Source organism: Rohdeia mirabilis, from assembly GCA_007750655.1.
Classification (GTDB): domain Bacteria; phylum Planctomycetota; class UBA1135; order UBA1135.
The window spans coordinates 2,730,565-2,755,006 of the sequence record CP036290.1; the positions used below are offsets into that span (position 1 = coordinate 2,730,565).

Below are 24,442 nucleotides of genomic sequence, written 5' to 3' on the forward strand. Positions count from 1 at the left end.
TCCTCCCGTGCCCGGGACCACTGCACGCCCGACGCCGCCCGCGCTCGTGGCGTTGACACCGGGCGACGCGGAGGCCGCGCTCGACGGACGACTCGAACGGGCGGTGGCGCGCGCGCTGGAGGCGGGGCTCCCCGGCCTCCTGGTGCGCGAACCGCTGCTCGAGGACGGGCCGTTCCTGAAGCTCGCAAGTCGGCTGCGCGAGCACGCGGAGCGCTGTGCCGTGCGGCCCTGGTTCGCGATCCACGACCGCGTCCACCTGGCCGCGGAGTTGGGCGTCAACGCCGTGCACCTCGGCGGGGGGTCGTTGCCGCCGTACGTCGCGCGCGAGCAGCTCCCCGAAGCGATCGCGATCGGCTTCTCGAGTCACGTGGACGACGCGCCCGCCGCCTGGCGCGGCGCCGACCACCTGTTCCTGTCGCCGGTGCGAACGACAGCGTCGAAGCCGGGCGCCGCGGCGATCGGCTTCGAACCCCTGGCCGAGCGCGCACGTGCGAGCGGCCTGCCCGTGCTGGCGCTCGGCGGACTCGTTCCCGGCGACCTCGCGCGGGCGCGCGCCCACGGCGCCGTCGGGATCGCGGTGCTCTCGGGCATCCTGCTCGAACCGGATCCCGGCCGGGCCGCTCTGCGCTACCTCGCGCCATGAACAGACCGAATCGAACGGACACGTCGAACGCGAACCTCGGCGCGAGTGAACCGGAGGGCCGAGACGCTGAGGATCACGCACAGGCACGGTCGCGCCCCAGCCCGGCCCGCATCCTGCGCGTCGTGCGCCGCGGCGTGCTGATCACGGCCTTCGCCGGTGCCGCCTACCTGCTGTCGCGCTTCACGACGTTCGACATGCCCGAAACCGGTTGTTCGCCGATCTGGCGTCTCGCGCCCGGTCAGCGCCTCCTGCTCGACACCGCCGCCTCCCACGCCGGCGTCGGCGACGTCGTCATCTTCCGCACGGGACGCGAGACGCTCGCGATCGGGCGCATCGCGGGCGAAGGCGTGGCCTCGGGCATCGGCGCGGACGAACTGTGGATCGGCACCGACGACCCGTCCTGCCCGGGTTGGGACTCGAGCGTCGACGGCGCCGTCGAGCGCGCGGACGTGGTCGGCAAGGTGCTGTTCGGGATGTGAACCCGACGACCGCGGACCCTCAGCGTCCGTCGTCGCCCGGAACTCGCTGCGCGCGATCGGAAGGCGCTGCGTCCGGTGCTGCGCCGGGCCGCTCGAGGTGCAAGAGGCCGAAGCTCTCGGACCACAGGCGCCAACCGCGTTCGCCGTCCGCGCGCCACATGAGCGTCCCGAACGGACCACTCGCGCTGCGGGCGCCTTCGACCGCGACGCGCCCCGGAGTTCCGCGCGTGCGCAGCACGTCGTAGGCCCAAGTGCGCTGTTCGCGGCGCCGCAGGGTCCAGATCTCGTCCAGCTCGCGCACGTGCCAGGCGCCGGCGAACTGCGCATCGAGGTAGGTGGCGTCGCTCGCGGGCGGCAACTCGCGTTCGAGGCGCGTGACGGCGCCCGACGGGTCGGTGAGCTCGAGATGCGTGTCCACCGCGCGCAGGACCGTCCCTCCGTCCGCGCTCGCGAAGTGCAGGGCGTCCGCGTCCACGGGTTCGAGGTCGTAGCGACCGGCCGGACCGCTCAGACGCACCGAGCCGCGTACGAGCGCCAGGCGCACGACTCCGCCGTCCGTGGCCATCCAGATGCCGCGCAGCTGGCGGGCCGACTTCGGGGCTCTCGTGGGCTCGCGCCGACCTTCCGCCGGACCGTCCGCCACGTCGTCGACCGTCGTCGAAGCGAGATCCAGGTCGAGCGCCCGCAACAACCGCGCACACAGGGCAGGTGGGTTCGGTTCGTCGTGGTTGCACAGCACCACAGCGCCGAAACCGGCCTCGGGGCAGTGCAGCATGTCGGCGACGTACCCGACGAAACGGCCGCTGTGCTCGACGAGCGTTCCAGCCTCGATCGCGCGCACCGAGAGTCCGAACGCGTAGTCGGTCGGCGTTCCGTCCGCGAGCGCGAACGGCGTCAGCTGCTGCGCCACGCTCGCCGGCCGGAGCACACCGACGCGTCCGTCTTCTGTGACGCGGATGTCCTGACTCCAGCGGAACAGGTCGCCGACGGACGTGAGGACGCCGCCGTCACCGATCAGTTCGAGCGGCGTCATCGACAGCTCCCAACCGAGCGGATCGTCGCTGCGCGTGTACCCCATGGCGCGGTTCGGCACGAGCTCGGTCCGACGGTCGTGGAAGTGGCTGCTGGTCATCGCGAGCGGCGTGAAGATCCGTTCGGCGGCGAACTCGCGCAGCGTGCGGCCACTCACGCGGCGCACGATCTCGGCCAGCAACAGGTAGTTCGTGTTCGAGTAGTCGAAGCGCGCCCCTGGCTCGAAGACCGTGCGCGTGACGCGCGCCAGCACCGCGAGCGCTTCGTCGAACGAGTAGATCGACGCGTCGTCGAGGCCCTTGAGCTCCATCAGCCACAGGTAGTCGGGCAGGCCGCTCTGGTGGGCGACCAGGTGGCGCACGCGCACCGGCGGCTCGAACGCGGGCAGCTCGTCGATCAACTCGTGCACGGGCGTCTCGAGGTCGAGCGCGCCGTCCTCGACCAACAGCAGGATCGCGGCGGCGGTGAACTGCTTCGACGTGGAGGCGATCCGAAAGCGCGAGTCGGCGGTGATGGGCACGCCGCGCTCGAGGTCGGCCAGCCCCCGACCGACCGCGTAGACGAGTTCGCCGTCGCGCCAGACGGCGGCCGCGAGTCCGGGCCCGTCGTCCCGGTCCCACTCCTCGAGCACGCGGTCGAGCGCCGCACGCTCGTCGGCGTCGAGAGCCGCGCTCGCGAGCCCGGTCGCCGGCTGCGGCGCGGCGTCCTGGGCGCCGGCCGAAGGCGCTCCGGGCACCGCAAGGGTCGGGAGCAGCGCGAGGGCGAGAACGGCGAGAGCGGGCTTCTGGCGTGACACGGGGTGCGAATCGGTGAGGATGTGAGGAGCGTCGGACACGGCGCAGCGACACCGCAACCCTCCAAGAACGTGACCTTCGACGAAGCCCGCCTGCACGCCTGGATCGCGACCTGGGCCCGTCCCGCACCGCTGGTCGGTTCGAGCGGGCACGACGCGGCCGTGCTCGCTCCGACCAGTGGGCGACCGGTCTGTTGTACCGACCAGACGGTGCTCGGTGTGCACGTCGAGGTCGACGTCGCCCCGCGGCGTTTCGGGGCCAAGGCGGTCGCGCGCACCATCAGCGATCTGGCGGCCACCGCCGCGCGCCCGCACGCCACGCTGCTCGCCCTGCGCGCGCCGCAAGAGTCGAGCGAGACGTGGCTGCGCGCGGTGCTCGACGGCGCGCGGCGGCGTGCGGAGGCCCTCGGTGCACCTGCCGTCGCCGGCGACCTCACGTGCGCGCCCGGTCCCGCGCAGCTCTCGGTCACCGCGCTCGGAACCCTGCCCGGACGCCGCACGCCTCCCGGCCGCGATCGCGCCCGCGCGGGCCAGGTGCTGCTGCTGACCGGGCCGTGCGGAGGCAGCCGCGCGCGCCGCCACCTCGTGATCGAACCGCGCCTCGCGGCGGGCGAGGCCCTGTGGCGCGCGGGTGCCACGGCGCTGATGGACGTGAGCGACGGCCTGGGCCTCGACGCCGATCGACTCGCTCGCGCCAGCGGTGTGCGGCTCGTCCTCGAGCAGGTGCCGATCCACCGCGACGCGCGCGCAGCCGCCCGGACGAGCGGCCGCGAGCCCCTCGACCACGCGCTCGAGGACGGCGAGGACCACGAGCTGCTGGCGACCCTGCCGGTGGCCGCGGCGCGGCGCCTGCTCCGCGACGGCCTTCCGGGCGCGCCCGCAGCGGCCGTCGTCGGACGCGTCGAGGGCGCCCGCCGCGCCCAGGTCGGACTGTGGCTCGACCTCGCGGCCCCCGAGGAGTGCTCGGACGAGCGCGCGCGGGCACCCGTGCGCTGGCGTGGCCGCGGCTGGATCCACGGGGCGTCCGATGCGGACCGATCGCGCCCGAACGGGTAGCCTCGACGCCATGGTCCCCGACGCACGCCCGACCGCCGAACTCGAGAGCGCCGACGCCGACGCCACCGAGCGCCTGGCCGCCCTCCTGGGGCGCGTGGCCCTGCCGGGGCTCGTGCTGGCCCTCGAGGGCGAGATGGGGGCCGGCAAGACCACCTTCGTGCGCGGGCTGGCGCGCGGGCTGGACTCGCCCGACGCGGTGTCGAGCCCGACCTACACGCTCATGCACGCCTACCGCGGGCGGATCCCGCTCAAGCACTTCGACGCCTGGATGAGTGCCCGCGAAGGGGCCTTCCTGGCCAGTGGGGGGGGCGAGGACCTGCTCGACGCGGACGCGATCTGTGCCCTCGAGTGGTCCGAGGAGGTGCGCGACCTCCTGCCGGACGATCGGTTGACCCTGCGCCTTCTGCCCCTCGGCCCCGAGCGGCGCCGGCTCGAGTGGCGCGCCTCGGGGCCCCTCAGCGAGCGGGTCCTGCGGGCTTTCCTCGAGTCTCTTCCCGAAGAGGCTGAACCGAGCGGGGAGCCCGCCGTTGAGCGCTCCCCGTGAGAGGGGACTGGGACGCACTCGGCGATCCGCTGGTCGCCCTCCGAGATGGAGACATGGCCGTGTTCGAGATGTTCGTGCGCACCGAGACCTCGACCTTCCTCGGGTTCTTCAGGCGCCTCGGAGCCGCGCTCGACGAAGCCGAGGACCTGGCCCAGGAAGTCTTCGTCCGACTCGTCCGCTACGCACCGAGGTACCGCGACCAGGACCGCTTCGAAGCCTTCTGCTTCCGCACCGCACGCAACGTCTGGATCGACAACCGTCGCGCGCGCGGCACCCGACGGGCCGAGCGCGCCGGCGGCGACGACGAACTGGCCAACGTCTCGGACGATACCCCCGAACCCCTGGAACCCCTGGCGCTCGAAGAAGAGTCCCGACGCGCGCTCGAACTGATCGCCACCCTGCCCGAGGGCCAGCGTCTGGTCTTCGAGCTCGGCGTGATCCAAGAGCGCCCGTACCCCGAGATCGCCGTCCTCCTCGGCATCCCGGTCGGCACCGTGAAGAGCCGCATGTTCAATGCCGTGCGCCGCCTCCGCGAACAACTCGAACGCCCCGAAGCAGCCGGGGACACCCACCGCACAACCGCACCGCAGCGCCCCGCGACGACCGCTGGCGCGCGCCGAGCGCCCGACGCCGAGACCGACCACACCGAGGGCCGACGGCCCAAACGCCCGTGAACGAACCCGAACGCCCCCTCTCTCCCGACGAGCTGCGGGAACTCGAGACCGAACTCGCCCGGCTGCGGCCCGGCGCGTCCGAGCGCGGTGATCCGTTGGCCGCGAACGTCGCCGCTCTGCGCCGACTCGATGCGGCGTCCCCGGAGGTCGTCGAGCGCGCGCTCGACGCGAGCCTGGACGCCTACGCCGACTCGTCCACCTCGGTGGGTCCATTGGACTTCTTCGTCGCGCGCCTGCGCCTGTCGCCCGCGTTGCGCGTCGTCGCGGCCTGCCTGGTGGCGCACGTGCTGGTGCTGCCGGTGCTGGCCTACCAGGTGCTCGTCCCCGCCCCGAGCGAGCCCGCCTACCGCATCGAGTTCATGCTGCCGAGCGACCAGCCGCTCCTGCTCGAGATGGAGGACGATCTGCGGCAGATGGACGCGCGCAGCCTCCTGGACGAGGAGCACGCTCCGCACGCCGAGGGATCTGCGGACGACGCGAACGTCGACGAGGACGGTCACTGATCGCGCCGCAGCGACCGGACGACGGCGCGGCCGTGGCCACGGGGCGTCGAGCCCCCCTGGCGAGCCGTTCGTTCCAGCCAGGTGACGATCTCTCCGAGATCGGGCACACGAGGACCACACCGTCCTGCAGCTGGCACGGTCTCGATCGGCCCGTCGCGCCGCGGGTATGCTCTTGCGCCTCATGCTGGTCGCTCACACCCCCGTGTTCGCCGTGGCCCTCGCGGCCCTCGCCCTCGCCGGTCCGACGCTCCGCGCCCAGGAAGAGGGGGAGGTCGAACAGCTTCCGCTGCGCCTCGAGGACGCCTGGTCGCTGGCGCTCGACAGCAACATCGGGCTCGCGATCCAGGAGCGCTCGCGCGAGGCGGCGCGCTACGACGCCCTCGGGAGCTGGGGGGCCTTCGATCCGGTCTTCAGCCTCTCGGCCACCTACACCGAGGGCGAGCGCCCCCAGAACAACACGTTCACGACGGGCAACGTCTTCGTCCTCGACTTCGACAACAAGCGCGCCGAGGCGCGGCTGACCACGCCCGTTCGCAGCGGTGGTCGGTTCGACATCAGCGCGACGCTCGACAACACGAGCAGCCAGATCCCGAACGGCTCCGGCGGGATCGACAGCGAGAGCTTCACCGACACCAACGTCTCGCTCAGCTTCGTCCAACCGTTGCTGCGCGGTGCGGGCGTCCGCGAGGCGACCACCCAACAGGAACGCTCGCGCCTGCAGCTGGCCCGCGAGCAGGCCTCGTTGGACCAGGCGCGCGAGCAGCTGCTGCTCGACGTGCACGTGGCCTACTGGGACCTCGTCGCGGCGCTGGAAGAGGTCGGCGTGCGTGAACGCGCGCTCGAGCTCGGCAACGAGCAACTGCGGCAGGAGTCCGAACGGCTGCGCGTCGGCGTCGGCACGGAGGTCGACGTCCTGCAGGCCGAGACGAACGTCGCCACGCGTGAGGAGCAGCTCCTGCTCGCCAACAACACGGTCGACCAGCGCGAAGACGCTCTGAAACAGCTCCTGTTCGGCGAACCGTCGAGCGAGGAGGGCGGGCACCGGCGCGAGGACTGGAACCGCCGCCTCGTGCCGCTGACCGAGCTGCCGACCGACCTTCAGTACGACGCGCCCGACACCTGGCTGACACGTCTCGACGCGGCCTTCGAACAGCGCCCCGACCTCGCTGTTCTGCGGGCGGACATCGAGATCGCCGAGATCGACCTGGTGGCCCGCCGTTCGGACCGTGAGGCCTCCCTCGACCTGACGCTGTCCGTCTCCAGCGGGGCGAGCGACACCAGTCGGCGCGATTCGCTGCAGTCCGGATTCGGGTTCGACTTCCCGACCTACTCGGCGAGCCTCTCGTACGAGGTTCCCTTGCGCAACCGCACGGCGCGCTACGCCGAACGGGCCGCGCGGGCGAGTCTGCGCTCGCGCCACCTGGCCTACAGCGAGGCGGAGAACCGAACCGTCTCGGACCTGCGTAACGGTCTGCGCGAGGTGTACTACCAGGCCCGTGCGGTCGAAGCCGCGTCGAAGTCCCGCGAGTTCGCGGAGCGCCAGCTCGAGGCCGAGCAGGTGCGGTATCGCGAAGGTCTCTCCACGACGTTCCAGGTGCTCGAGTTCCAACAGACCCTGACCGAGGCGCTGTCCTCCGAGCAGACCGTGCGCGCCAATCTGGCGAAGTCACGGGCCCAGCTCCTGTTCGCCGAGGGACGGCTGGCCGAAGCGCTGGGCGTCGAGCCGGCTCGCACGGACCGATGAAGGAACGCCGAGTGGGCGCGCACCTCGCGGCCGCGCTCCTGACGTCGGTCGTTCTGCTCTCGGGCTGCGACGGCGCGCCGGAGTCGAACGGCGGTGGAGCGGATGCGAGCGCCCCGAACGCTGCCACGGACCCGTCGAAGGACGTTCCGAGCAGCGGCGTCGGCCGCGCGCTGGTGGGTCCGAGTCTGCCGTTCGACATCCGCCGCGATCCGCGCGTGGTCGAGATCCCGCTCGACTGCTACACGAAGGGTCCGTACGTGCGCGACACGGCCGATCCGATCGCGATCCTGATCGACAAGCTCTCGACCGGTGACTCGGAAGTGCTGGCGCGCGCGGCGGAGGAGCTCGGCGCCATGGGCGCGCGTTCGGTCCCCGCCCTCGGGCGCCTGGTGGCCGAGCAACTGCGCGATCGGACCCAGGTCCTGCAGATGCAGAACACAGTGCGAGCGTTGGCGCTGAATCCGTCGGACGAAGCGACCGAGCTGTTGCTCGTCGTGCTGTCGCACCAGGATGCGGCGCTGCGCCAGCAGGCGCTCGGGGTGCTCGCCGGGCGTGACCTCGACGCGAAACACTTCGAACTGTTGCGCGACGCCGCCATGTGGGAGGGCGGTGGCGGTCAGTCGAACGCGCTCGGCGCGCTGTTCGCGGCGGATCCCGTGCGCGCGGCGCACCAGATGCTCGACTGGCTCCTGGACGGCAAGGTGCCCGTGAACGAAGCACGCATCGGACCGCTGCTGGCCGTGGCGACGGACCCGGGCGTCCTCGAGCGCATGGCGGCCTTCGCAGCCGACGTTCCGCCGACGTACGCGCCGTACACCGACATGGCCCTCTACGTCGCCGGCGACGAAGCGGCGGTCGAGCGCACGCTGGTGCGGCTGGTCGACACGGACCCGGACGTGCGCGCCAACGTCCTGAACGCGGCCAAGGCGACCGAGCAGGTCGAGATCCTGCGCTGGGGACTCACCGACGACCCGCTCGTCGAGCTACGAGCGACCGCGACCATGTTCCTCGTCGACGTGCTCGACGGGAAGAACGGCGACGCCGCGGCGAACGTTCTCGTCGACGCCCTGGACGATCCGGAGGCGCTGGTGAACCGCGTGGCCCTCGACGCCCTCGTCCGCCGTCGCCATCCCGTGGCCGTGGACCGTGCGCTCGCGCTGCTGGAAGGCGATCGCGTGGCCCTCGAGTCGATCCTGGCGAGCCTGCACCAAGCCATGCAGGAGGACCAGGAGCTGAGCGAACGCGCGCGCGTCGTGCTGCAGCGGCGCCTCGAGTCGAGCGAAGGGCTCGAGACGACCAGCGACGTGGTGCTGCTGCAGGCCCTGGCCCTGTGCCCGGGCGCAGCCACCGCACGCGCGGTCCTCGCCATCGCCGACGCCACTCCGCCGGGCATGGTGATCGAGACGATCAGCGCCCACCGCTACATCGCGATCCAACTGGCCAACACGGGCGTGGCCGGACGGCGCGAGGTGGTCGCCCGCTTGAACGAGGAGCAGGATCCGGAACGCCGCCTGGACCTGATGTGGACCATCGGCGCGCACCGCGACGACCTCGCGCGAGAGGCACTGGCCCACATGGTCGAGGACGACGCGCTGGACCCGTGGGAGCGGGTCTACGCCGCGCACCTTCTGACCCGGGTCGGACCGACGGCGACGGTCGCGCCGCTGCTGAAAGCGGCCGCTCGCCGTTTCGAGGGCGAGCCGCGTCGCGCGCTCGACTGCCTGCTGCACCGCTGGTACTGAACCAGCAGGCGGCACCGGGAGCGGAGGGCGGGACGCGGATGGGAGCGCGTCAGGGCATGCGCGAGGCCAACGCGAGCGCGCGCGAGTCCTCGAGCACGATCCAGGCCTCTTCGCCGTCCCCCAGGCCGAGTTGCGGCGCGGCACCCGGTCCGGACCACAGGGGCACGGCGCGCGAGCGGGACACTCCCGACGATCCCGAGCGGTTGACGTGGCCCAGGAGGCCGAACTTGCGCGTGAAGGCGTAGGCCGCCTCGCCCGTGGAACCCACGCGCCACGGCCAGGCGCGCAGGAAGCGCTCGCCCGAAGCCGAGGTCGAGAGTTCGAACAGGTAGCCGCGGCGGCGCAGCAGGTTGCCGTCCTGGAGCCAGACGGCGTCGGCGGGGTTCCCGACGCTCAACTTGGCCGCTTCGACCACGTCGCGCAGATTCGGCGCCGGCTCGCTCGTGACGGTCGTGGCGGGTGAGGTCGAGAGCACGTGCTCGGCGTCGAGGCGGCGGCCCATCCGTTCGAGAAGGGCGACGGCGTCGCGCTCGTTCTCGTAGACGGCGAACAGCTGCAAGCGCGTGAGAGTGAGCGTGAACAAGAGCGTCGCGACCCCGACCAGGAGCAGGACGTGACTCGCGGCCAACCCGCGCCGGGAGCTCGCGCTGGAACGCTTCGATGTGGGGGAGGGGGCGAGGCGCATGGAGCGGTGGACGTGCGGTCGGATCGAGCGGGCCGGTCGAGAAGGAATGGCGGAGCGCGCGAGTCGCCCTCGCAAGACGCCCGGACCGCCCCACGTGGTCGCAGGCGATTGCACGGCTGTGCACGGGTAGGCTGCAAGCGTGGTTCAGCACCCCCGACTCAGCGACCTCTCCGATTCCCAGGTGGGGGCCTCGACCCGGATCGCCCAGCGGCTGCGCGACGCCGGACACCAGGCCTGGTTGGTGGGTGGGTGCGTGCGGGACCTGGCCCTCGGGCGGCGACCGAAGGACCTCGACATCGCGAGCGACGCGCGTCCCGAAGAGGTCGAGGCCCTGTTCGAGCACACCGTCGACGTGGGCCGGGAGTTCGGCACCATCGTGGTCGCGGAGTTCGAACCGTCGATCGAGGTGACGACGTTCCGGGCCGACGGTGAGTACCGCGACGGACGACACCCGGAAGTGGTCGCCTACGCCGACACGCCGCAAGAGGATGCGCGGCGCCGCGACTTCACGTGCAACGCCCTCTTCCTCGACCCTCTCACCGGCGAGGTGCTCGATCCCTGCGGCGGCCTCGAGGACCTCGAGCAGGGGCGGCTGCGAGCGATCGGAGATCCGGTGGCGCGCTTCACCGAGGATTCGCTGCGCCTCCTGCGACTGGTGCGCTTCGCGTGCACCCACGACCTCGAACCCGAGCGCGCGACGCTGGACGGGGCGCGGCGGACGGCGCCACTGCTCGCACGGGTGGCGCGCGAGCGCGTCCTGTCCGAACTCTCAGGCTGTTTCGACAAGGGCGCGGCAGCTCGAGCCCTCGAACTCCTCGTCGCGCTCGACCTGGTCGGCCCGGCCCTCGGCGACGGCGCCGTGATCGACGCGCGAACGCTCGCTGTGGCGCGCCGTCTGCCGCAGCCCTGCGGCGCTGCGACAGGTCTCGCGCTCGTGTCGTCGGGAACGCGGACCGATGACGTGGCCCGCGCCTCGAGCGCGCGCGTGGTCGGGCAGCTCAAGCCGTCGCGCGAGCTCGCCAAGCAGGTCCGCGGTCTGCTCGAGGGCCTCGAGGACCTGCGCTCGGGAGCGAGCGACGCGGCCCTCGTGCGCCGCCGGGCCCAACTCGACCAGGTGCGCTGGCTCGAGCTGGCGCGAGCGTTCGATCGGGCGAGCGTGGACTTCGAAGACCTCGCGGTCGACGTCGCGCGACTCGAACGCGTGCTGGCCGCGTGGCCCGTCGATCGACCGGTTCCGGCGCCGCAGCTCGACGCCGCATGGATCGTCGCCGCCGGAGTCGCACCGGGTCCGCTCCTGGGTCGCATCCTCGAGGGGCTGGTCGATGCGCAGATCGAAGGCCGCGTCACCGATCGCTCGGGCGCCGAGGAGTTCGTGCGCGCGCAGATCTCGCGCGCCGACTGACGTCGTGCGACTGGGTCCTCAGGACGGCGGGAAGACGCGCCGCAGCTGAACACCGAGCGGATAGGCCAGCAGGATCGCGGCGCCCAGGACGGGCTCGCCGACCGCGAACGTGAGCGCGCACGTGAACAGCGCCAGTCTGCGCAGTGCGAGCCCCATCGCGCGCATGACTTCGCCGCGCGTCCAGGTCGATCGCGCGAACGACTCGCGCACGAGCCCGCTGGCTCCGGCACCGGCCACCAGGGCTCCGGCGATGACCCAGGCCCAGTGCTCGGCGAGACCCGCGGCGAGGACCCCGATCGGGCCGACGACGAGCAGCGTCGCGAGCAGGAGCAACAGGGCTCGGGGACGCGCACCTGGATCGCGCTCGACGTCGTCCTCGAGACGCCCGAGGCGCGAGACCGTGAAGACGTAGGCGGCGTAGACGAGCGCGGGAACGACGGCGGCGACGGGGAACTCCACGCCGGTGAGCGCGGCACCGATGGCGACGCCGAGTGCGAGATCCCCCGCTCGACAGGTCGCGAGCAGCAACGGCCCGCGGACCGGTCCGCGCCCCCAGAGGTCGTACACGACGACGGTGGCGGCGACGAATCCTGCGACGAGGCCGGCCGTCCTGGACACGCTCGCTGCCGCGCCGACGCCGCCGCCGAGGAGGGCGATCGCGAGCAGGAGTGCCCACCTCGCACCGACGCGACCGGAGGGGATCGGTCGATCGGGGCGCACGCGCGCGTCCTCGTCGCGATCGGCCCAGTCGTTGAGCGCCATCCCGCCGTGGAACAGACTCGCGCTCGCGACGAGCGCCAGGACTCCGCCGACGCCGGGCCACCCGCCGGCGCCGATCGCCAGTCCGCACAGGGCGTCGGCCAGCGCGGAGGGCAGCAAGGACAGTCGCACGAGGCGGCCGACGGCCAGGGCGCGACTCATGCCGGTCGTTGCGCTGGGTGCCGCGCGTCGTCCACTTGCCTCAACCGATGATCCAGCGCTGGATGTCGTTCCAGGTCACGTAGACGACCAGGCTGACGATCATGACGAAGCCGACCAGTTGGCTGTAGCCGAGCACCCGTTCGGAAACCGGCCCGCCCTTGATCTTCTCGACGAGCAGGAACATCAGGTGTCCGCCGTCGAGCACCGGGATCGGCAGCACGTTGATCAGCGCCAGGTTGATGCTCAACAGGCACAGGAAGTAGAAGAGCTTGCTCGGTCCCTGCTTGGCCGTGTGGTAGCCGATCGCCGCCATCGACACGACGCCGCCGATGTTCTTGCTCGAGATCTCGGCGGTGACGATCCGCTGGAGCGCGATCCACACGTCGGCGAGCATGCTGCGCGTGGACGTCAAGCCGGTGGTGATCGCCTCGAGCGGATTGGCGGTCCGGAACACGAACTCGGCGTCCGCGTACATCAGGCCGGTCTCGGTGACCATGGCCGGGCGCGGCGTGACGACGAAGCGTTCGACGTTCATGTAGGGCGTCGAGTCGAACGCGGGTCGTTCGACCGCCACCTCCACCTCTCCTCCGCGCCGAACGGCATCGGCGACGGCTTCGAGCAGCTCGTCCCAGGTCGCGACGGCGGTGCCGCCGATCTCGATCACGCGATCACCCGGGAGCACGCCCGCTTCGAGCGCGGCGCCGTCGGGGCTCGGCGCGACCAGCGTCGACTCGCGATCGGGGACGAGCGCGATGTCCTCCGCCGCCGCGAGCGCGTCCCGCCTCGAGGCCACGTGGTCCTCGAGCGCCTCAGTCACGTCCAGGACCGTTCCGCCCGGCCCGACCGCGGTACTGGGGGCGCCGACGTCGCCTTCGAGCAGCGCATCGATCAAGTCGTCGTGGTTGGTGATCTCGATCCCGCGCACACGCTCGAGTCGCGACCCGAGCGGAAGCGCGTCGACCAACGGACCGCCACCGCGCAGACCGGCGACCTTGTTGCCGAGCGACGCGACGCCGATCAGCGCGCGCGGTCCCGCGGCCTTCCACTCGAGCTCGAGTTCGACCTCGCGTTCGACGCCGTCGGCGTCGGCGATCCGCAACCTGAGGTTCTCGCCCGGCTCCAGAGCGCGGTAGAGCTGGCGGTCGAGCGACAGTCGCGACGGCTGTCCGACCGCGCCGAGGAGTCGCTCTCCGGGCAGGATGCCGGCCCGCGCCGCGGGTTCGTCGGGCGTCGGGTCGAGGGCCCCGGTGGGGCTGCCGCCGCTCGAGACCTGGATCTCGCGGAAGCCCTCGGACCCTTGGACCGGCTCCACGCGGACGACCTGTGGCTCGGTCGCCCCCGGCGGACGAACGAGCATCGTGAGCGGTCCACTCGCGCTCAGCGCGACCTCGCTGCTGATCTGGCCGAACTCGAACACGCGGTTGCCGCCGACCTCGAGCACCTCGGTGCCGGCGGTGAGTCCGGCTTCCCACGCGGGGCCGCCGAACACCGGATCGCCGAGCACCGGTCGATCGAAGGGCACGCCGACCCAGAACAGGATCGGAAGCACGACGATCGCGAACAGGAGGTTCATCAGCACGCCGGCCGAGTAGACGAAGAAGCGCTGACCGACCGATTTCGAGAGCAGGTCGCCCTCGCGCGGACCGTCGCTGTTCTCGCCCGCGAACTCGCCCGCCATCGAGACGAAACCGCCGATGGGCACGGCCGCGATCTGGTAGCGCACGCCGCCGCGCACGAACGACACGAGCGGCGGACCGAAGCCGAGGCTGAAGACACGCACGCGCACTCCGCACCAACGCGCGGCGAGGAAGTGCCCCAGTTCGTGGACGAAGATCACCAGGCCCAGGCCCAGCACCATCTGCACGGCGTACAGCCAATTCATCGACTTTCGGCGCCAGGACGCGCTGTGGAAGGTGCACCGAGGCGCTCGAGCGCGCGCCGGGCTGCTGCACGGGCCTCGCGGTCCCGCAGCATCAAGGTCTCGACGTCGTCCGCCGCCGAACCGAAGGCGTTCACGACCTCCGCGTTCACGCGAGCGATCCGGGTGAATGGAATGCTGCCGTCCAAGAAGGCCGCGACGGCGACCTCGTCGGCCGCGTTGAGCGCACAGGGCGCGTCGCCACCCAGTTCGAGCGCGCGCCACCCGAGCGCGAGCGCGGGGAAGCGATCCGTGTCGGGTGCTTCGAACGTGAGCTTCGCGAAGAGATCGAGATCGAAGCCCACCAGGTCGGCGGGAGACCGGCCCGGCCAGTTGAGCGCGTAGTGGATCGGCCCGCGCATGTCGGGCGGCCCCATCTGCGCCAGCACGGAGCCGTCGACGAACTCGACCATCGAGTGGACGATCGACTGACGATGGACGGCGACCTCGATGCGCTCGGGATCGATCCCGAACAGATGGTGGGCCTCGACGATCTCGAGCGCCTTGTTCAGCAGCGTGGCCGAGCCGATCGTGATGCGCGGCCCCATGTCCCAGTTCGGATGGGCCAGCGCTTCGTCGACCGTGACGCGCTCGATCTCGTCCTTGGAGCGTTCCCACAACGGACCGCCGGACGCGGTGAGGATCAGGCGGCGCACCCGATCGATCGGGACGTCGCCGAGGCACTGGAAGAGCGCCGAGTGCTCCGAATCGACCGGAATGATCGTGACGCCCTTGGAGCGCGCGAGCTCCATCAGAAGTTCGCCCGCGACCACCATCGACTCCTTGTTCGCGAGGGCGACCGAGCGGCCGCGCTCGAGGACCGCCTGCGTCGACGCGACGCCCGCCGAGCCCACGATGCCGTGCACGGCGAGGTCGAACTCGGCGGCGGCGATCAACTCGAGGTTGGCGTCCTCGCCGACGAAGAGCGTGGCGGTGGGGGGCAGGGCGGCGCGGACGGCAGCGGCGCCTTCGGGGTCCCGGACGGCGACGAAGCGCGGAGCGAACTCGCGGACCTGGGCGGCCAGAGCGTCTCCGCCGCGCCCCGAGCTGAGTCCCACTACGACGAAGCGATCGCGCGCTCCCCGGACCAGGTCCAGGCACTGGGTCCCGATCGAGCCGGTGCTGCCGAGCAGTAGGAGGGAGCGCATGAGGACTGACTGGGGGCGGCGCCTGGAGCGCGTGAGGCCCGGATCGCGCGACCTCGGGCGCGCGCGCGTTGTCCGAGCGTCGAGCGCGGTCTAGCTTACCGGCTCGGGTGGGTGCTCCGTCGCTCGCCCTGCTCCCCCGCGGACCGCCGGTCCGCATTTTCCCGTCGCGCCGTCGAGGCGTCGCTCCCCACGTGTGGTCGAAGGTCAGATACTGCCCGGCCTGCGCGGCGCCGCTCGAGTCGGCGCCCGTGTTCGGTCGTGAGCGCTTGCGCTGTCCGGCCTGCGCGTTCGTGCTCTTCGCCAACCCCGTCGGAGCAGCCGGCGCCGTCGTCGTCGACCCCGACCGCCGGATCCTCCTGGTGCGCCGCGCGATCGCGCCCCACGCGGGCTCCTGGGCGCTGCCGGCCGGCTACCAGGAGATCGACGAGAGTCCCAGCGGCGCCGCCGAGCGCGAGGTCAGGGAGGAGACGGGCGTCACGATCCGCACGGTGGCGCTCCTGGACCTCGTCTTCGTGCCGGACGACCCTCGGAAGCCGGCCAACGTGGCGCTGTTCCTCGCGATTCCGGTCGCGGGAGAACCTTCGGGACGCGACGATGCCCTCGATGCCGACTGGTTCGCGCTCGACGACCTGCCCCGAAGGTTGGCCTTCGAGAGCAATCACCGCATCCTGGAACGCCTGGCGAAGGCGTCCGACGAGTCGCGTGGATGGTGGGCCTCCTGGCGCGCCGCTCTCGACGATTCGAACGAGACCGACGCCTCGAACGCAGGCACCGAAGGGAACGACCGCGTCGACTGACCGACCCGATCCGATCCCGCGACCCAAGAGCACAGCGAACCGACCCTCGGAGCGAACGTGAGCGACACCCACGAACCGATCAGCTACGCCGACGCCGGCGTCGACATCGCCGCACAGGACGAGGCTCTGGCCCGCGCCCGCGACGCCATCCGCGCCACGAACACCGCCGGGGTCCTCGGCGACGTCGGACTCTTCGGCGGGTTGTTCGATCCCGCGGCGATGGGCTTCTCCGACGCGATCCTGGTCGCGAGTGCCGACGGGGTCGGGACGAAGCTCGAGATCGCGAAACGCGCCGAGCGCTACGACGGGGTCGGTCGCGACCTGGTGCAGCACTGCATCAACGACATCCTGGCCCAGGGCGCGCGGCCGCTGTTCTTCCTGGACTACGTGGGAACCGGCGAGCTGGAACCGAGCGTGGTCGCGGGGTTGATCCAGGGCTGCGCGGCCGCCTGCCGCGACCACGGCGTCGCGCTGCTGGGGGGCGAGACCGCCGAGATGCCGGGGCTGTACTCCAAGGGCGACTTCGACCTGGTCGGTTTCGTGGTGGGTGCGGTGAAGCGCGAACACCTGATCGACGGCACGCGCGTCCGACCGGGACAGACGCTGATCGGTCTGGCTTCGGACGGCCTGCACACCAACGGCTACTCGCTCGCGCGCAAGGTCTGCTTCGAGGCGCTCGGCCTCGGCCTGCACGACACGCCGCCCGAACTGGGCGGAACGACGGTGGTGGACGCACTCCTGGCGCCGCACCGCTGCTACCTGTCATCGCTCCTGCCGCTCATCGAACGCGGCGACGTGGCGGCCTGGGCACACATCACGGGCGGCGGTGTTCCCGGCAACCTCAACCGGATCCTCACCACCCAGGACGCGGTCGTGCGCTGCGACGCGTGGGAGCGACCCGGACTGTTCAAGCTGCTCACACGAGACGGCATCGTCGAGGAGAGCGAGGCCTGGCGTGCGTTCAACATGGGCGTCGGTGCGATCCTCGCGGTCGAACCCGAGCGCGTCGACGCGATCCTCGCGAACCTCGCGGCTGCGGGCGAGACGGCGTTCGTCTGCGGTGAACTGGTGGAGGGCGACGGCCAGGTGCACCTGCGCCCGTGAGTACGCCCGAGGCACACCGATGCTCGACGCGCGCTCGGTCGACGCGTCCTGGATCGGCGCGCACCGAGTTCGCGCGCTGCCGACGCAGCTGGTCGGTCGGGGAGGCGTTCGGTGCGACACTGGGCGCGCTGCTGCTGTCCGCGACTGGGGGCGCCGCTGTCGGGGCCACGAGCCCGCTCGCCGACTCGGTGGCGTTCGCCCCTGCCACGCAGGACGACGCCTGGGAGCGCGCGACGGCACTCGAGACGCTCGACCCGGTCGCCGCTGCGAAGGCCGTGCTCGAGGCACTCGCCGCGACCACCGGCGAGCTGTCGGGAAACCAACAGGCACTGGGTTTCCGGCTCGGTGCGGCGCTCGCGGAGTCGGGTGATCCGACGGACGCTGCCGTCCTCCAACTCGCCCTCCACGAGCGCGTCGGCGCGGACTGGAGCGCGATCAATGCCACGATCACGTTGATGCGCCTGGGGCGGCTCGACGAAGCTGCGGCACTGCTCCTGGAGCACGAACCGCGCGCCTCGGAGCCGGCCGACGTGGCCAACTACCGGGGCCTGGTCGCCATGGCCCGCGCCGACGTCACCGCCGCGCGCCAACACTTCTCCCGTGCGCTGGTACACGGGTCGCGCGACGCCGGACTGAGCCTGGCGCGGCTGGACCTCCTGACGGGACATCCCTCGGCGGCGCGAGCCGGTTTCCGCCCCAGCGTCGACGACGCGGCTCCTCACGCCTGGGCCCTGCGAGGTTGGGCACTGACCCTGTTACCCTGAAGCCCGCAGGGGTCGCCGGGGTGATTCGGTCCACTGCGGGGACAACTCGGAGCACCTCGAAGGCTAGAGCCGACCAGGCACATCGACAGGATCCTCGACGTCCGGCCGCTCGAAGACCCGACGCTCGACCAAGACACCGCTCGACACGTTCCCGCTCGGCAGGGTCCCGCTCGTCGATGGGGCCCATGCTCCCCCGACCGGAGCCGTCCGAGCGGCCCGTCGTTTGCACAGAGACACCATGAACCACGTTCGATCGATCATCGGCACGCACGCTTCCCGGACCACGAGACTCTTCGCCACACGGCTGCGGTCCGGTGCGCTGCGCACCACCGTCGCGGCGAGCGCTCTCGCCGCCGTGGTCGTCCTTCCGCTCATGGCGCAGGACGAAGAAGCCGAGGCTCCGGTGATCCGTGCCGACACGGCGCAGCTGAAGGAACGCGATCAGAAGGACCTGGCGAAGCACATCGCGGAGTACTACGAAGCACGTGCGGCGTCCGAGGGCGTTCTCGAGGCACGCGAGGAACTCGAGGACCGCATCGCCGCCATTGCGAAGCGCGAGAAGATCGACGATCTCCTCTCACTGGCATCGGACTGGGAAGCGGCGCTGCGGCTCTCCAAGGACTTCAAGTCCAGCCCTTCCGGGAAGGGGCGGTTGAAGGAGGAGATGCTCGACGGCGTCTACGGGGACGAGATCACGTACTACGTCCACGGACCGAAGAACTACAAGAACACCGAGCCGGTGCCCGTGCTCATCATCGTTCCGGACGCGCAGCAGAAGATCGAGGACGATCTGCGCAACGACTGGATCGAGGAAGGCATCGGGATCGAGGACGAGTACGTCATCGTGTGCCCGAAGATGCCCGGCGCGACCGACAACTGGACGCAGATGGGGAGCAAGGGTCGACCGGGCGGCGTCGACCGGATCCTCCAGGTGTTCAAGCGCATCAAGAGCGACTGGAACGTGGACGGCGAGCGCGTCTTCCTGTGCGGCGTCGAGGACGGTGTGCCCGCCGCACTGCGAATCGCCGCCCTGTACCCGGACCGTTTCGCGGGGGTGATCGGCATCTCCGGCGACCCGGAGGCGTTGTCGATCGACAACTTCGCGAACGTGCCTCTGTTCCTCGTCTCGGGCTCGACCAACGCGACCCAGATGGGGCGCGACGCCGAAGCGCGTGGCTGGGACCACATCGAGACTCCGGCCACTGCGTCGTCCGCGGAGATCCTCGCATGGATGCAGAGCAAGACCCGCCGTGCCCACCCGACCGAGATCTACTACCGTCCGCTCGAGACGTTCGGTCGCGATGCCTATTGGCTGCGAGTGGAGGGCGCTTCGGAGCGCAGCACCGACCCCGAGAACCCGGTCGATCCGTGGGTCCACGCGGTCGCTGATCGCTCGACGAACACGGTGACCATCGAGGGCGCCGACGTGCGCGGCGTGGTGCTGTTCTACTCGGACAGGGTCCTCGACCTGGATCGACCGGTGACCGTCAAGATCGGCGGAGTCACGCACCAACACGTGGTGGACCGCAGCCTCGAGTTCATGCTCGAGCGTGCGCGCAACACGGGGGACGCCGGCCGCGCCTACTTCGGACAGCGTCCGTTCGACTTCCCCGAGGTCGCCACCACCGCGACCGACGAGGGCGCCGGCGAGTGAATCGGGAGGCCGACGCGCCCTCCGCCGTTGCATACGCGAGTCCCGGCCCCTCCAGCCAACGGCCGGGGAGTCGGGACGTGCGCGCCGCAGCTCGTCCCGCGGTACTGGCGGCCGCGGGCTTCGCTGGCGCAGGCATCATGACGGTGGAGTTGGCGGCGGTCCGCCTGCTCGCACCGCATTTCGGTTCGAGTACGACGGTCTGGACCAACGTCATCGGCGTGGTCCTGGTCTCGCTCGCCGTCGGCTACGTGCTCGGCGCCCGGCTCAGTACGAGCGCGGACCCCAGGCGTCACCTCGTGCGCATCCTGCTCGGCGCAGCGGTGTGGTTGATCGTTCTGCCCTTCGTCGCACCGGCGGTCGGCGCCGCCCTGCGCCCCGACGAGGTGGCGCTGCACTCGGCGCTGCCGCTGTTCACGTGGGGGAGCCTGGCCGGCTCGTTGATCCTCTTCGCGGCGCCGATCGCCGTCCTGGGCGCCGCTGGTCCGTTGGCCGTCGAACTGGTCCAACGGACCGGCGTCGAACACGCAGGAACCGCCGGCGGTTGGTGCCTGGGCGTTTCGACGACGGGCAGCCTCGTGGGGACGTTCGCGACGACGCATCTGCTCGTCCCCGGGCTCGGACTGCGCGCCACGTTCTTCGTCGCCGCGGGCCTGCTCGTCGTAGCCGCAGCGCTCCTCGCAGCGACGCGTCGAACACCGGCCTCGATCGCGACCGCAGCCGTGCTGATCGGACTCACGATCGTGGGCTCACTTCCACCGAGCCCTCCCGAGGTCGGGGACGGGCTCACCCTCGTCGCTTGGACCGAATCGCCGTACACGCAGGTTCGCGTGGTCGAACGCGCTGCCGAACCGAACGACCCGACCGGAGCGCTGCGATTCCTCCAGGTCGGAGAGGTGAGCGACTCCTACCAGTCCGCTTGGCAGTCGAAGCCCGGACTGCTCCCGGACGGCTACTACTACAACGACTTCGTGCTGCCCTTCTGGTGGGATCGCACGCTCGGAGCTGGGCACCCGCGCGTGCTGTTCGTCGGACTGGGAGCAGGGACGGGATGGCGCGTTCTGACGGGCGCTGCTCCCGCGGACGTGCGACCGACCGGCGTGGGGATCGAGATCGACCCCGAAGTGGTGCGTCTCGGTCGCGAGCATCTGGACCTCGACCACCCCGACCTGGAGGTCTACGCCGGAGCCGATGCGCGCTCCGCGCTGCGAACTCTGGAGGGCTCGTTCGACGTGATCGTGGTCGACGCCTACGCCCACCAGTTCGAGATTCCCGAACACCTGGCGACGGTGGAGTTCTTCGGCGAACTCGTCGAGCGCTGCCGCCCTGGCGGATGGATCGTCTCGAACGCGGCGGGCTTCGGACTCGACGATCCAGTCGTGGAAGCACTCGCGGGCACGCTCGCCGTCGCCCTCGGCAGCGAAGTGCTGGCTCTGCGCGTGCCGTTCTCGCGCAACATCACTCTCTTCGCGCGCGTCGGCTCCCCGGTCGTGACGCCAGAGTCCGAGGACTTCGTCCCGATGCAGGCGGACTTGGCCCGATCCGCGCAGATGCGCTGCCTGCCCGGGAGTTGGCGCCTCTTCGGGCCGATCGACGACCCGCTCACGGACGACGACGGATTCATGGCGCGACTCCAGATCGAGTCACTGCGACGCGCGGGCGCGAGCGTGCGCGCGGCACTCCCGTGAGCCGAGCTCTTCAATGGACGTGTGCCGCGCTCGTCACGGCCTGCGTCGTCGGTCCCGCGGCAAGTGCCAGCACCTCCCCACGTGCCTCTTGTCCCGAGGGTCAGGAGTCGACGATGCCCGCTCGGCCATCGTGGTGGAACGACGCGGTCGTGGCCTTGGAGGAGAACCGCCCAGCGCGAACTCTCGAACTGATCGACCGACCGACCGATCCCGCGCAGGCACTGCTCGCAGCGCGCGCGCACTTCGCCGCGGGCGATCTCGTGGGAACGACGCAGGCTGCCTCTCGTGGTCTACCGACTGCGGACGACACCGAGCGGCGCGAACTCCTGTGGTGGGGGAGCAATGCCGCGCTGGGACTCGGCGACGCCGACGCCGCCATGGCCTGGACGGATCAGTTGGCCGCGATTTCCGGCGACGATCCGGACTGGCGCGCTGCCGCAGCACGCTTCGCCGATCTGGCCGCGGCACTCGGATCCACGCGGGACCGCTCGAACGAAGCGATCGTCCGCGCGCGCGCGATCTCGGTCACTGGGCTCCTCGCCCTGGTACTGGGCGGAGCCTTGGTGCTGCGACGCAGGTCCTAGAGATCCAGGCGCTCGAGTGCTCCGCGTCCTCGACCGTCCAACAACGTCGAGGGCGCCGCTTCGAAGCACACGACTCCGGCCAGCAGTGATGCACTGGAGGTCGCCGGCGCAGCGATGCGGCCGAGCGCACGGACGGCGGCGGCGCGCGTGAGAGCCGCTCGGTCCGAGTCCGCCACCCACGCGAGCAGAGCGTCGCGGGCGGCCGGTGTATCGATCTCGCCCAACGCGCGCGCGGCCGCTGCGGCCGCCGAGGAGGAGACCTCGGACGGGTCGGAGGACAGGAGAGCGCTGAGTGCGGGCGCATCGCCCATCAACTCACGCGCGAGTGCCGCGCCATAGGCCGCGGCCGGGTCCGTCGTTCGGGTCTCGCTCCACGCGTCCAGCAGGGGTGTAGCGTCGTGGACACGCAGCATTCCGAGTGCCATGGCGACGCGCGTCCGACTGGCGTCGAACGGGAGCCGCTCGAAGCCTTCGAGCACCGGGCGGCTCGCCTCCGCGAGCTCGACAATGCCACACGCGAGAGCCGCTGCGGAGAAGACCGAGGTTTGGCGCGAATCGTCGACCGCGTCGAGCAGAGTCGCGCTCCATTCCTCGGGCAGCGCGACACCACGTGCGCCGAGATCCCGCCCAGCGAGCCCGAGCGCCAGCAGCGACCACCCCTTCTCGTGGATGTCGCCGCGCCGAGCGGAGCGCGTCAGCCGCTCTCCGACATCGATCGAGCACGCGAGGCTTCCGGGAGCACCTGCGATCCGGCCCAACGCCAACAGAGCAGCGTGGCGGGTACCAGCGCGCGCGTCGCGAGCCAGGGCGTCGAGCGCGTCGAGGACCGAGCCGTCCAACGCGGACTCGGTCGGGCGCCCGGCCAGGCCCAGACACGTGGCGATCGCCGAGGAGAGCTCCGCCCGTTCGGACCGGCGCGAGTCGAGCCCCTTCAGCAAAGCTTCGATCACCTGTCCGCGCGCAGCATCGAACTCGTCGTGCGGCAAGCCGGCCAGGACGCGTCCGAGCGCTGCGGGAACATGGACGCGCAAGCGCGAGTCCTTAGCCTCCTGGAACACCTGGAGGAGGCGTCGCAACGTCGCGAGCCTCGACGCGCTCGCGGGTTCGGGGCGCCCGCCCGGATCGCGAACACCGACGCGTTCGAGGGGCACGACGGACAGCGCGAGTACGGCTGCGACCGCCATGTCCTCACGACGCCCATCGTCGCCCTCGATCGCCATGTCCAGGGAGTGGACGACGTAGCGCCGAACGTCCTCGCGCTCGCACCGCAGACCGAGGTCCCCCAATGCGAAAGCGGCGTCGGCGCGCAGTTCGGTGGCAACGGAACCACCGCCGATGAGGCGACGACCACTCGAGTCGTCGTGGAGCAACGACGCCAGTGTGGGGGCCCAGGAGGGAGCTCCGGTCAAGCCACAGGCCAGGACCGCGGAACGCTGAACGTCGAGGGACGACGACCCGAGACCCCGAGCGAGTGCCTCGTCCAACCGTTCGCGTTGATCAGCCGTTCCGTAGGGATGGACGCGCCCCGCGGCGACGAGCAACTCGCCCTCGAGGAGCGGAACGGCGTCGGCCTCGAGCAGCTGCAGCAACTGCGGGATCCAGCGACTTCGGAACCAGGACTCGTCCGCCACCGCGACGCTGTCCACGGCCAGCGGCGACGAGGCGCTCGATTCGCCCTCGCCGAGGAAGAAGTCGGCCGTGCCCGTGACGGGGCGCAGCGTTCCGCGCGCATCGATCCCGATCAGTTCGAGGTGATTCAGATCCCACCACATCTCCCAGTTCGCGAATCCGTCCCTGCTCAGATCGAGCCCCAGGTCCAGCCCCCCCTGGCTCAGGCGCGCCAACTCGTCCAACGCGTCGAGAGCGCCTCCGGTCGTCGGACCGCTGCTGCCATCCATCGAACCACCGTCCACCTCCGGAGCGAAGGCCGGAGCCGGCTCCGTCGGAGTCCCGGACGAGCCCGGAGTCACCGGCCGTGAGACCGGCCCCGACGGCGGGGTGACCGGCGGGGGATCGCACTGGGCGATTCCGGGCAGGGCGAGGAGCGTGAGCACCACCGCCGTGCTCGTGGGACGCAGGAAGGCACGCAGGATTGTGGGCGTCGTCATGGGAACCGCGAACGTTCGCGGCGGGGCTCCACCGCAAGAACCGTTCCCCAGGAGTTGGCTCCCCGAACCCCTCCACAAGGCCCTGGATGCCGTTCGACCGGACCCGGGGCGTGCGAAGCCGCTCGACCTTTGGCTCGGGTCTGCTCCCCGCGAGCTGCCGCCAGGGGGGGCGCGTGCCATCGTGTCGCCCCGTGCGCCGCGCTGGGCTCCCGGTGCCGGGGGGGGGGAGAGGAGCAGGCGCGCATCGGACTCCCCGGAGGCTCTTGGGAGAGCAGCGTCGCGGCCCAGGGGCCGCGGGTCCGACCTGGAGCGCCCGACCCCGATTCGACGCGACGCCCCCCAGCTGAAGTGCGAGTCGAGTCCGGTGGAATCGCCATCTTCGCTGGGATGCCCACCACGATCCCGAAGGAGACGAGAAGTGGGCGCCGCACCCAATGAGTGCGACGCCCCCGAACCTCCGCC

At 71.3% G+C, this 24,442-nt stretch carries 21 protein-coding genes; 15 read left to right on the top strand and 6 right to left on the bottom strand.

Translation table 11 applies throughout. The features are described 5' to 3' along the window. The first annotated feature begins 7 nt into the window (after window positions 1–7). Together Pla163_RS10160 and Pla163_RS10165 are read left to right on the top strand one after the other, a co-directional pair. Window positions 8–643 (top strand): thiamine phosphate synthase, encoded by a 636-nt coding sequence (locus Pla163_RS10160; RefSeq protein WP_145187433.1) that lies wholly within the window; start codon window positions 8–10, stop codon window positions 641–643. Further along, window positions 640–1,122 (top strand): S24/S26 family peptidase, encoded by a 483-nt coding sequence (locus Pla163_RS10165; RefSeq protein ID WP_145187436.1) that lies wholly within the window; start codon window positions 640–642, stop codon window positions 1,120–1,122. The genes Pla163_RS10160 and Pla163_RS10165 overlap by 4 nt, the downstream gene beginning before the upstream one ends. Before the next feature lie 19 nt (window positions 1,123–1,141). Here the strand turns inward: Pla163_RS10165 and Pla163_RS10170 are convergent, their stop codons facing one another. After that, window positions 1,142–2,950 (bottom strand): serine hydrolase domain-containing protein, encoded by a 1,809-nt coding sequence (locus Pla163_RS10170; RefSeq protein WP_419185785.1) that lies wholly within the window; start codon window positions 2,948–2,950, stop codon window positions 1,142–1,144. 69 nt (window positions 2,951–3,019) lie between these two features. Between Pla163_RS10170 and Pla163_RS10175 the strand changes: the two genes are divergently transcribed. From Pla163_RS10175 to Pla163_RS10200, 6 genes are all read left to right on the top strand, one after another. Then, entirely contained in the window at window positions 3,020–4,003 is a 984-nt protein-coding gene (locus Pla163_RS10175; RefSeq protein WP_419185787.1) for a thiamine-phosphate kinase, read from the top strand. A 10-nt stretch (window positions 4,004–4,013) separates the two neighbouring features. Continuing rightward, on the top strand, window positions 4,014–4,547 hold the full coding sequence (tsaE, locus tag Pla163_RS10180; RefSeq protein ID WP_419185789.1) for a tRNA (adenosine(37)-N6)-threonylcarbamoyltransferase complex ATPase subunit type 1 TsaE: 534 nt from the start codon (window positions 4,014–4,016) through the stop codon (window positions 4,545–4,547). Further along, on the top strand, window positions 4,544–5,221 hold the full coding sequence (locus tag Pla163_RS10185) for an RNA polymerase sigma factor (RefSeq protein ID WP_145187449.1): 678 nt from the start codon (window positions 4,544–4,546) through the stop codon (window positions 5,219–5,221). The genes tsaE and Pla163_RS10185 overlap by 4 nt, the downstream gene beginning before the upstream one ends. After that, window positions 5,218–5,724, top strand: a complete 507-nt coding sequence (locus Pla163_RS10190) for a hypothetical protein (protein WP_145187452.1) — start codon at window positions 5,218–5,220, stop codon at window positions 5,722–5,724. Before Pla163_RS10185 ends, Pla163_RS10190 begins: the two co-directional genes overlap by 4 nt. A 166-nt stretch (window positions 5,725–5,890) precedes the next feature. After that, window positions 5,891–7,468, top strand: coding sequence for a TolC family protein (locus Pla163_RS10195; RefSeq protein WP_145187455.1), 1,578 nt, complete (start codon window positions 5,891–5,893; stop codon window positions 7,466–7,468). After that, complete coding sequence (locus Pla163_RS10200) at window positions 7,465–9,210, top strand: hypothetical protein (RefSeq protein ID WP_145187458.1); 1,746 nt, start codon at window positions 7,465–7,467, stop codon at window positions 9,208–9,210. The genes Pla163_RS10195 and Pla163_RS10200 overlap by 4 nt, the downstream gene beginning before the upstream one ends. A 49-nt stretch (window positions 9,211–9,259) precedes the next feature. On the opposite strand, the gene Pla163_RS10205 is transcribed toward Pla163_RS10200, so the two are convergent. Beyond that, window positions 9,260–9,895, bottom strand: coding sequence for a hypothetical protein (locus Pla163_RS10205; protein WP_145187461.1), 636 nt, complete (start codon window positions 9,893–9,895; stop codon window positions 9,260–9,262). 139 nt (window positions 9,896–10,034) lie between these two features. Between Pla163_RS10205 and Pla163_RS10210 the strand changes: the two genes are divergently transcribed. Continuing rightward, window positions 10,035–11,297: a CCA tRNA nucleotidyltransferase gene (locus Pla163_RS10210; RefSeq protein ID WP_145187464.1), complete on the top strand. Its 1,263-nt coding sequence runs from the start codon at window positions 10,035–10,037 to the stop codon at window positions 11,295–11,297. A gap of 18 nt (window positions 11,298–11,315) precedes the next feature. Here Pla163_RS10210 and Pla163_RS10215 read toward each other — a convergent pair whose 3' ends face one another. From Pla163_RS10215 to dxr, 3 genes are read right to left on the bottom strand one after another with little or no spacing between them, the layout of a single operon-like run. Beyond that, complete coding sequence (locus Pla163_RS10215; RefSeq protein ID WP_145187467.1) at window positions 11,316–12,218, bottom strand: UbiA family prenyltransferase; 903 nt, start codon at window positions 12,216–12,218, stop codon at window positions 11,316–11,318. A 40-nt stretch (window positions 12,219–12,258) separates the two neighbouring features. After that, window positions 12,259–14,100, bottom strand: coding sequence for a site-2 protease family protein (locus Pla163_RS10220; RefSeq protein ID WP_145187470.1), 1,842 nt, complete (start codon window positions 14,098–14,100; stop codon window positions 12,259–12,261). After that, window positions 14,097–15,284 carry a 1-deoxy-D-xylulose-5-phosphate reductoisomerase gene (dxr, locus tag Pla163_RS10225; RefSeq protein ID WP_145187473.1) on the bottom strand — a complete coding sequence of 396 codons (1,188 nt, stop codon included), beginning with the start codon at window positions 15,282–15,284 and terminating at the stop codon, window positions 14,097–14,099. The genes Pla163_RS10220 and dxr overlap by 4 nt, the downstream gene beginning before the upstream one ends. A 191-nt stretch (window positions 15,285–15,475) precedes the next feature. Between dxr and Pla163_RS10230 the strand changes: the two genes are divergently transcribed. The 6 genes from Pla163_RS10230 to Pla163_RS10255 all read left to right on the top strand — a co-directional run bounded on the left by Pla163_RS10230 (window position 15,476) and on the right by Pla163_RS10255 (window position 21,872). After that, entirely contained in the window at window positions 15,476–16,081 is a 606-nt protein-coding gene (locus Pla163_RS10230; RefSeq protein ID WP_419185790.1) for an NUDIX hydrolase, read from the top strand. Between the two features lie 57 nt (window positions 16,082–16,138). After that, complete coding sequence (gene purM / locus Pla163_RS10235; RefSeq protein ID WP_145187481.1) at window positions 16,139–17,185, top strand: phosphoribosylformylglycinamidine cyclo-ligase; 1,047 nt, start codon at window positions 16,139–16,141, stop codon at window positions 17,183–17,185. Window positions 17,186–17,373: 188 nt separating this feature from the next. Next, window positions 17,374–17,949: a tetratricopeptide repeat protein gene (locus tag Pla163_RS10240; protein WP_145187484.1), complete on the top strand. Its 576-nt coding sequence runs from the start codon at window positions 17,374–17,376 to the stop codon at window positions 17,947–17,949. A gap of 238 nt (window positions 17,950–18,187) precedes the next feature. Continuing rightward, window positions 18,188–19,603, top strand: a complete 1,416-nt coding sequence (locus tag Pla163_RS10245; RefSeq protein ID WP_145187487.1) for an alpha/beta hydrolase family protein — start codon at window positions 18,188–18,190, stop codon at window positions 19,601–19,603. Between the two features lie 77 nt (window positions 19,604–19,680). Further along, entirely contained in the window at window positions 19,681–21,288 is a 1,608-nt protein-coding gene (locus Pla163_RS10250) for a fused MFS/spermidine synthase (protein ID WP_145187490.1), read from the top strand. Between the two features lie 149 nt (window positions 21,289–21,437). Further along, window positions 21,438–21,872, top strand: a complete 435-nt coding sequence (locus tag Pla163_RS10255) for a hypothetical protein (protein WP_145187493.1) — start codon at window positions 21,438–21,440, stop codon at window positions 21,870–21,872. Here the strand turns inward: Pla163_RS10255 and Pla163_RS10260 are convergent. Further along, window positions 21,869–23,980: a hypothetical protein gene (locus Pla163_RS10260; RefSeq protein ID WP_419185791.1), complete on the bottom strand. Its 2,112-nt coding sequence runs from the start codon at window positions 23,978–23,980 to the stop codon at window positions 21,869–21,871. The genes Pla163_RS10255 and Pla163_RS10260 overlap by 4 nt on opposite strands. Window positions 23,981–24,442: the final 462 nt, after the last annotated feature.

Bases quoted from the DNA above. Each gene is read 5' to 3' on its own strand.
- Pla163_RS10165 (WP_145187436.1), top strand. From the start codon at position 640: ATGAACAGACCGAATCGAACGGACACGTCGAACGCGAACCTCGGCGCG.
- tsaE (WP_419185789.1), top strand. From the start codon at position 4,014: ATGGTCCCCGACGCACGCCCGACCGCCGAACTCGAGAGCGCCGACGCC.
- Pla163_RS10195 (WP_145187455.1), top strand. From the start codon at position 5,891: ATGCTCTTGCGCCTCATGCTGGTCGCTCACACCCCCGTGTTCGCCGTG.
- Pla163_RS10200 (WP_145187458.1), top strand. From the start codon at position 7,465: ATGAAGGAACGCCGAGTGGGCGCGCACCTCGCGGCCGCGCTCCTGACG.
- Pla163_RS10205 (WP_145187461.1), bottom strand. From the start codon at position 9,895: ATGCGCCTCGCCCCCTCCCCCACATCGAAGCGTTCCAGCGCGAGCTCC.
- Pla163_RS10215 (WP_145187467.1), bottom strand. From the start codon at position 12,218: ATGAGTCGCGCCCTGGCCGTCGGCCGCCTCGTGCGACTGTCCTTGCTG.
- Pla163_RS10220 (WP_145187470.1), bottom strand. From the start codon at position 14,100: ATGAATTGGCTGTACGCCGTGCAGATGGTGCTGGGCCTGGGCCTGGTG.
- dxr (WP_145187473.1), bottom strand. From the start codon at position 15,284: ATGCGCTCCCTCCTACTGCTCGGCAGCACCGGCTCGATCGGGACCCAG.
- Pla163_RS10245 (WP_145187487.1), top strand. From the start codon at position 18,188: ATGAACCACGTTCGATCGATCATCGGCACGCACGCTTCCCGGACCACG.
- Pla163_RS10260 (WP_419185791.1), bottom strand. From the start codon at position 23,980: ATGACGACGCCCACAATCCTGCGTGCCTTCCTGCGTCCCACGAGCACG.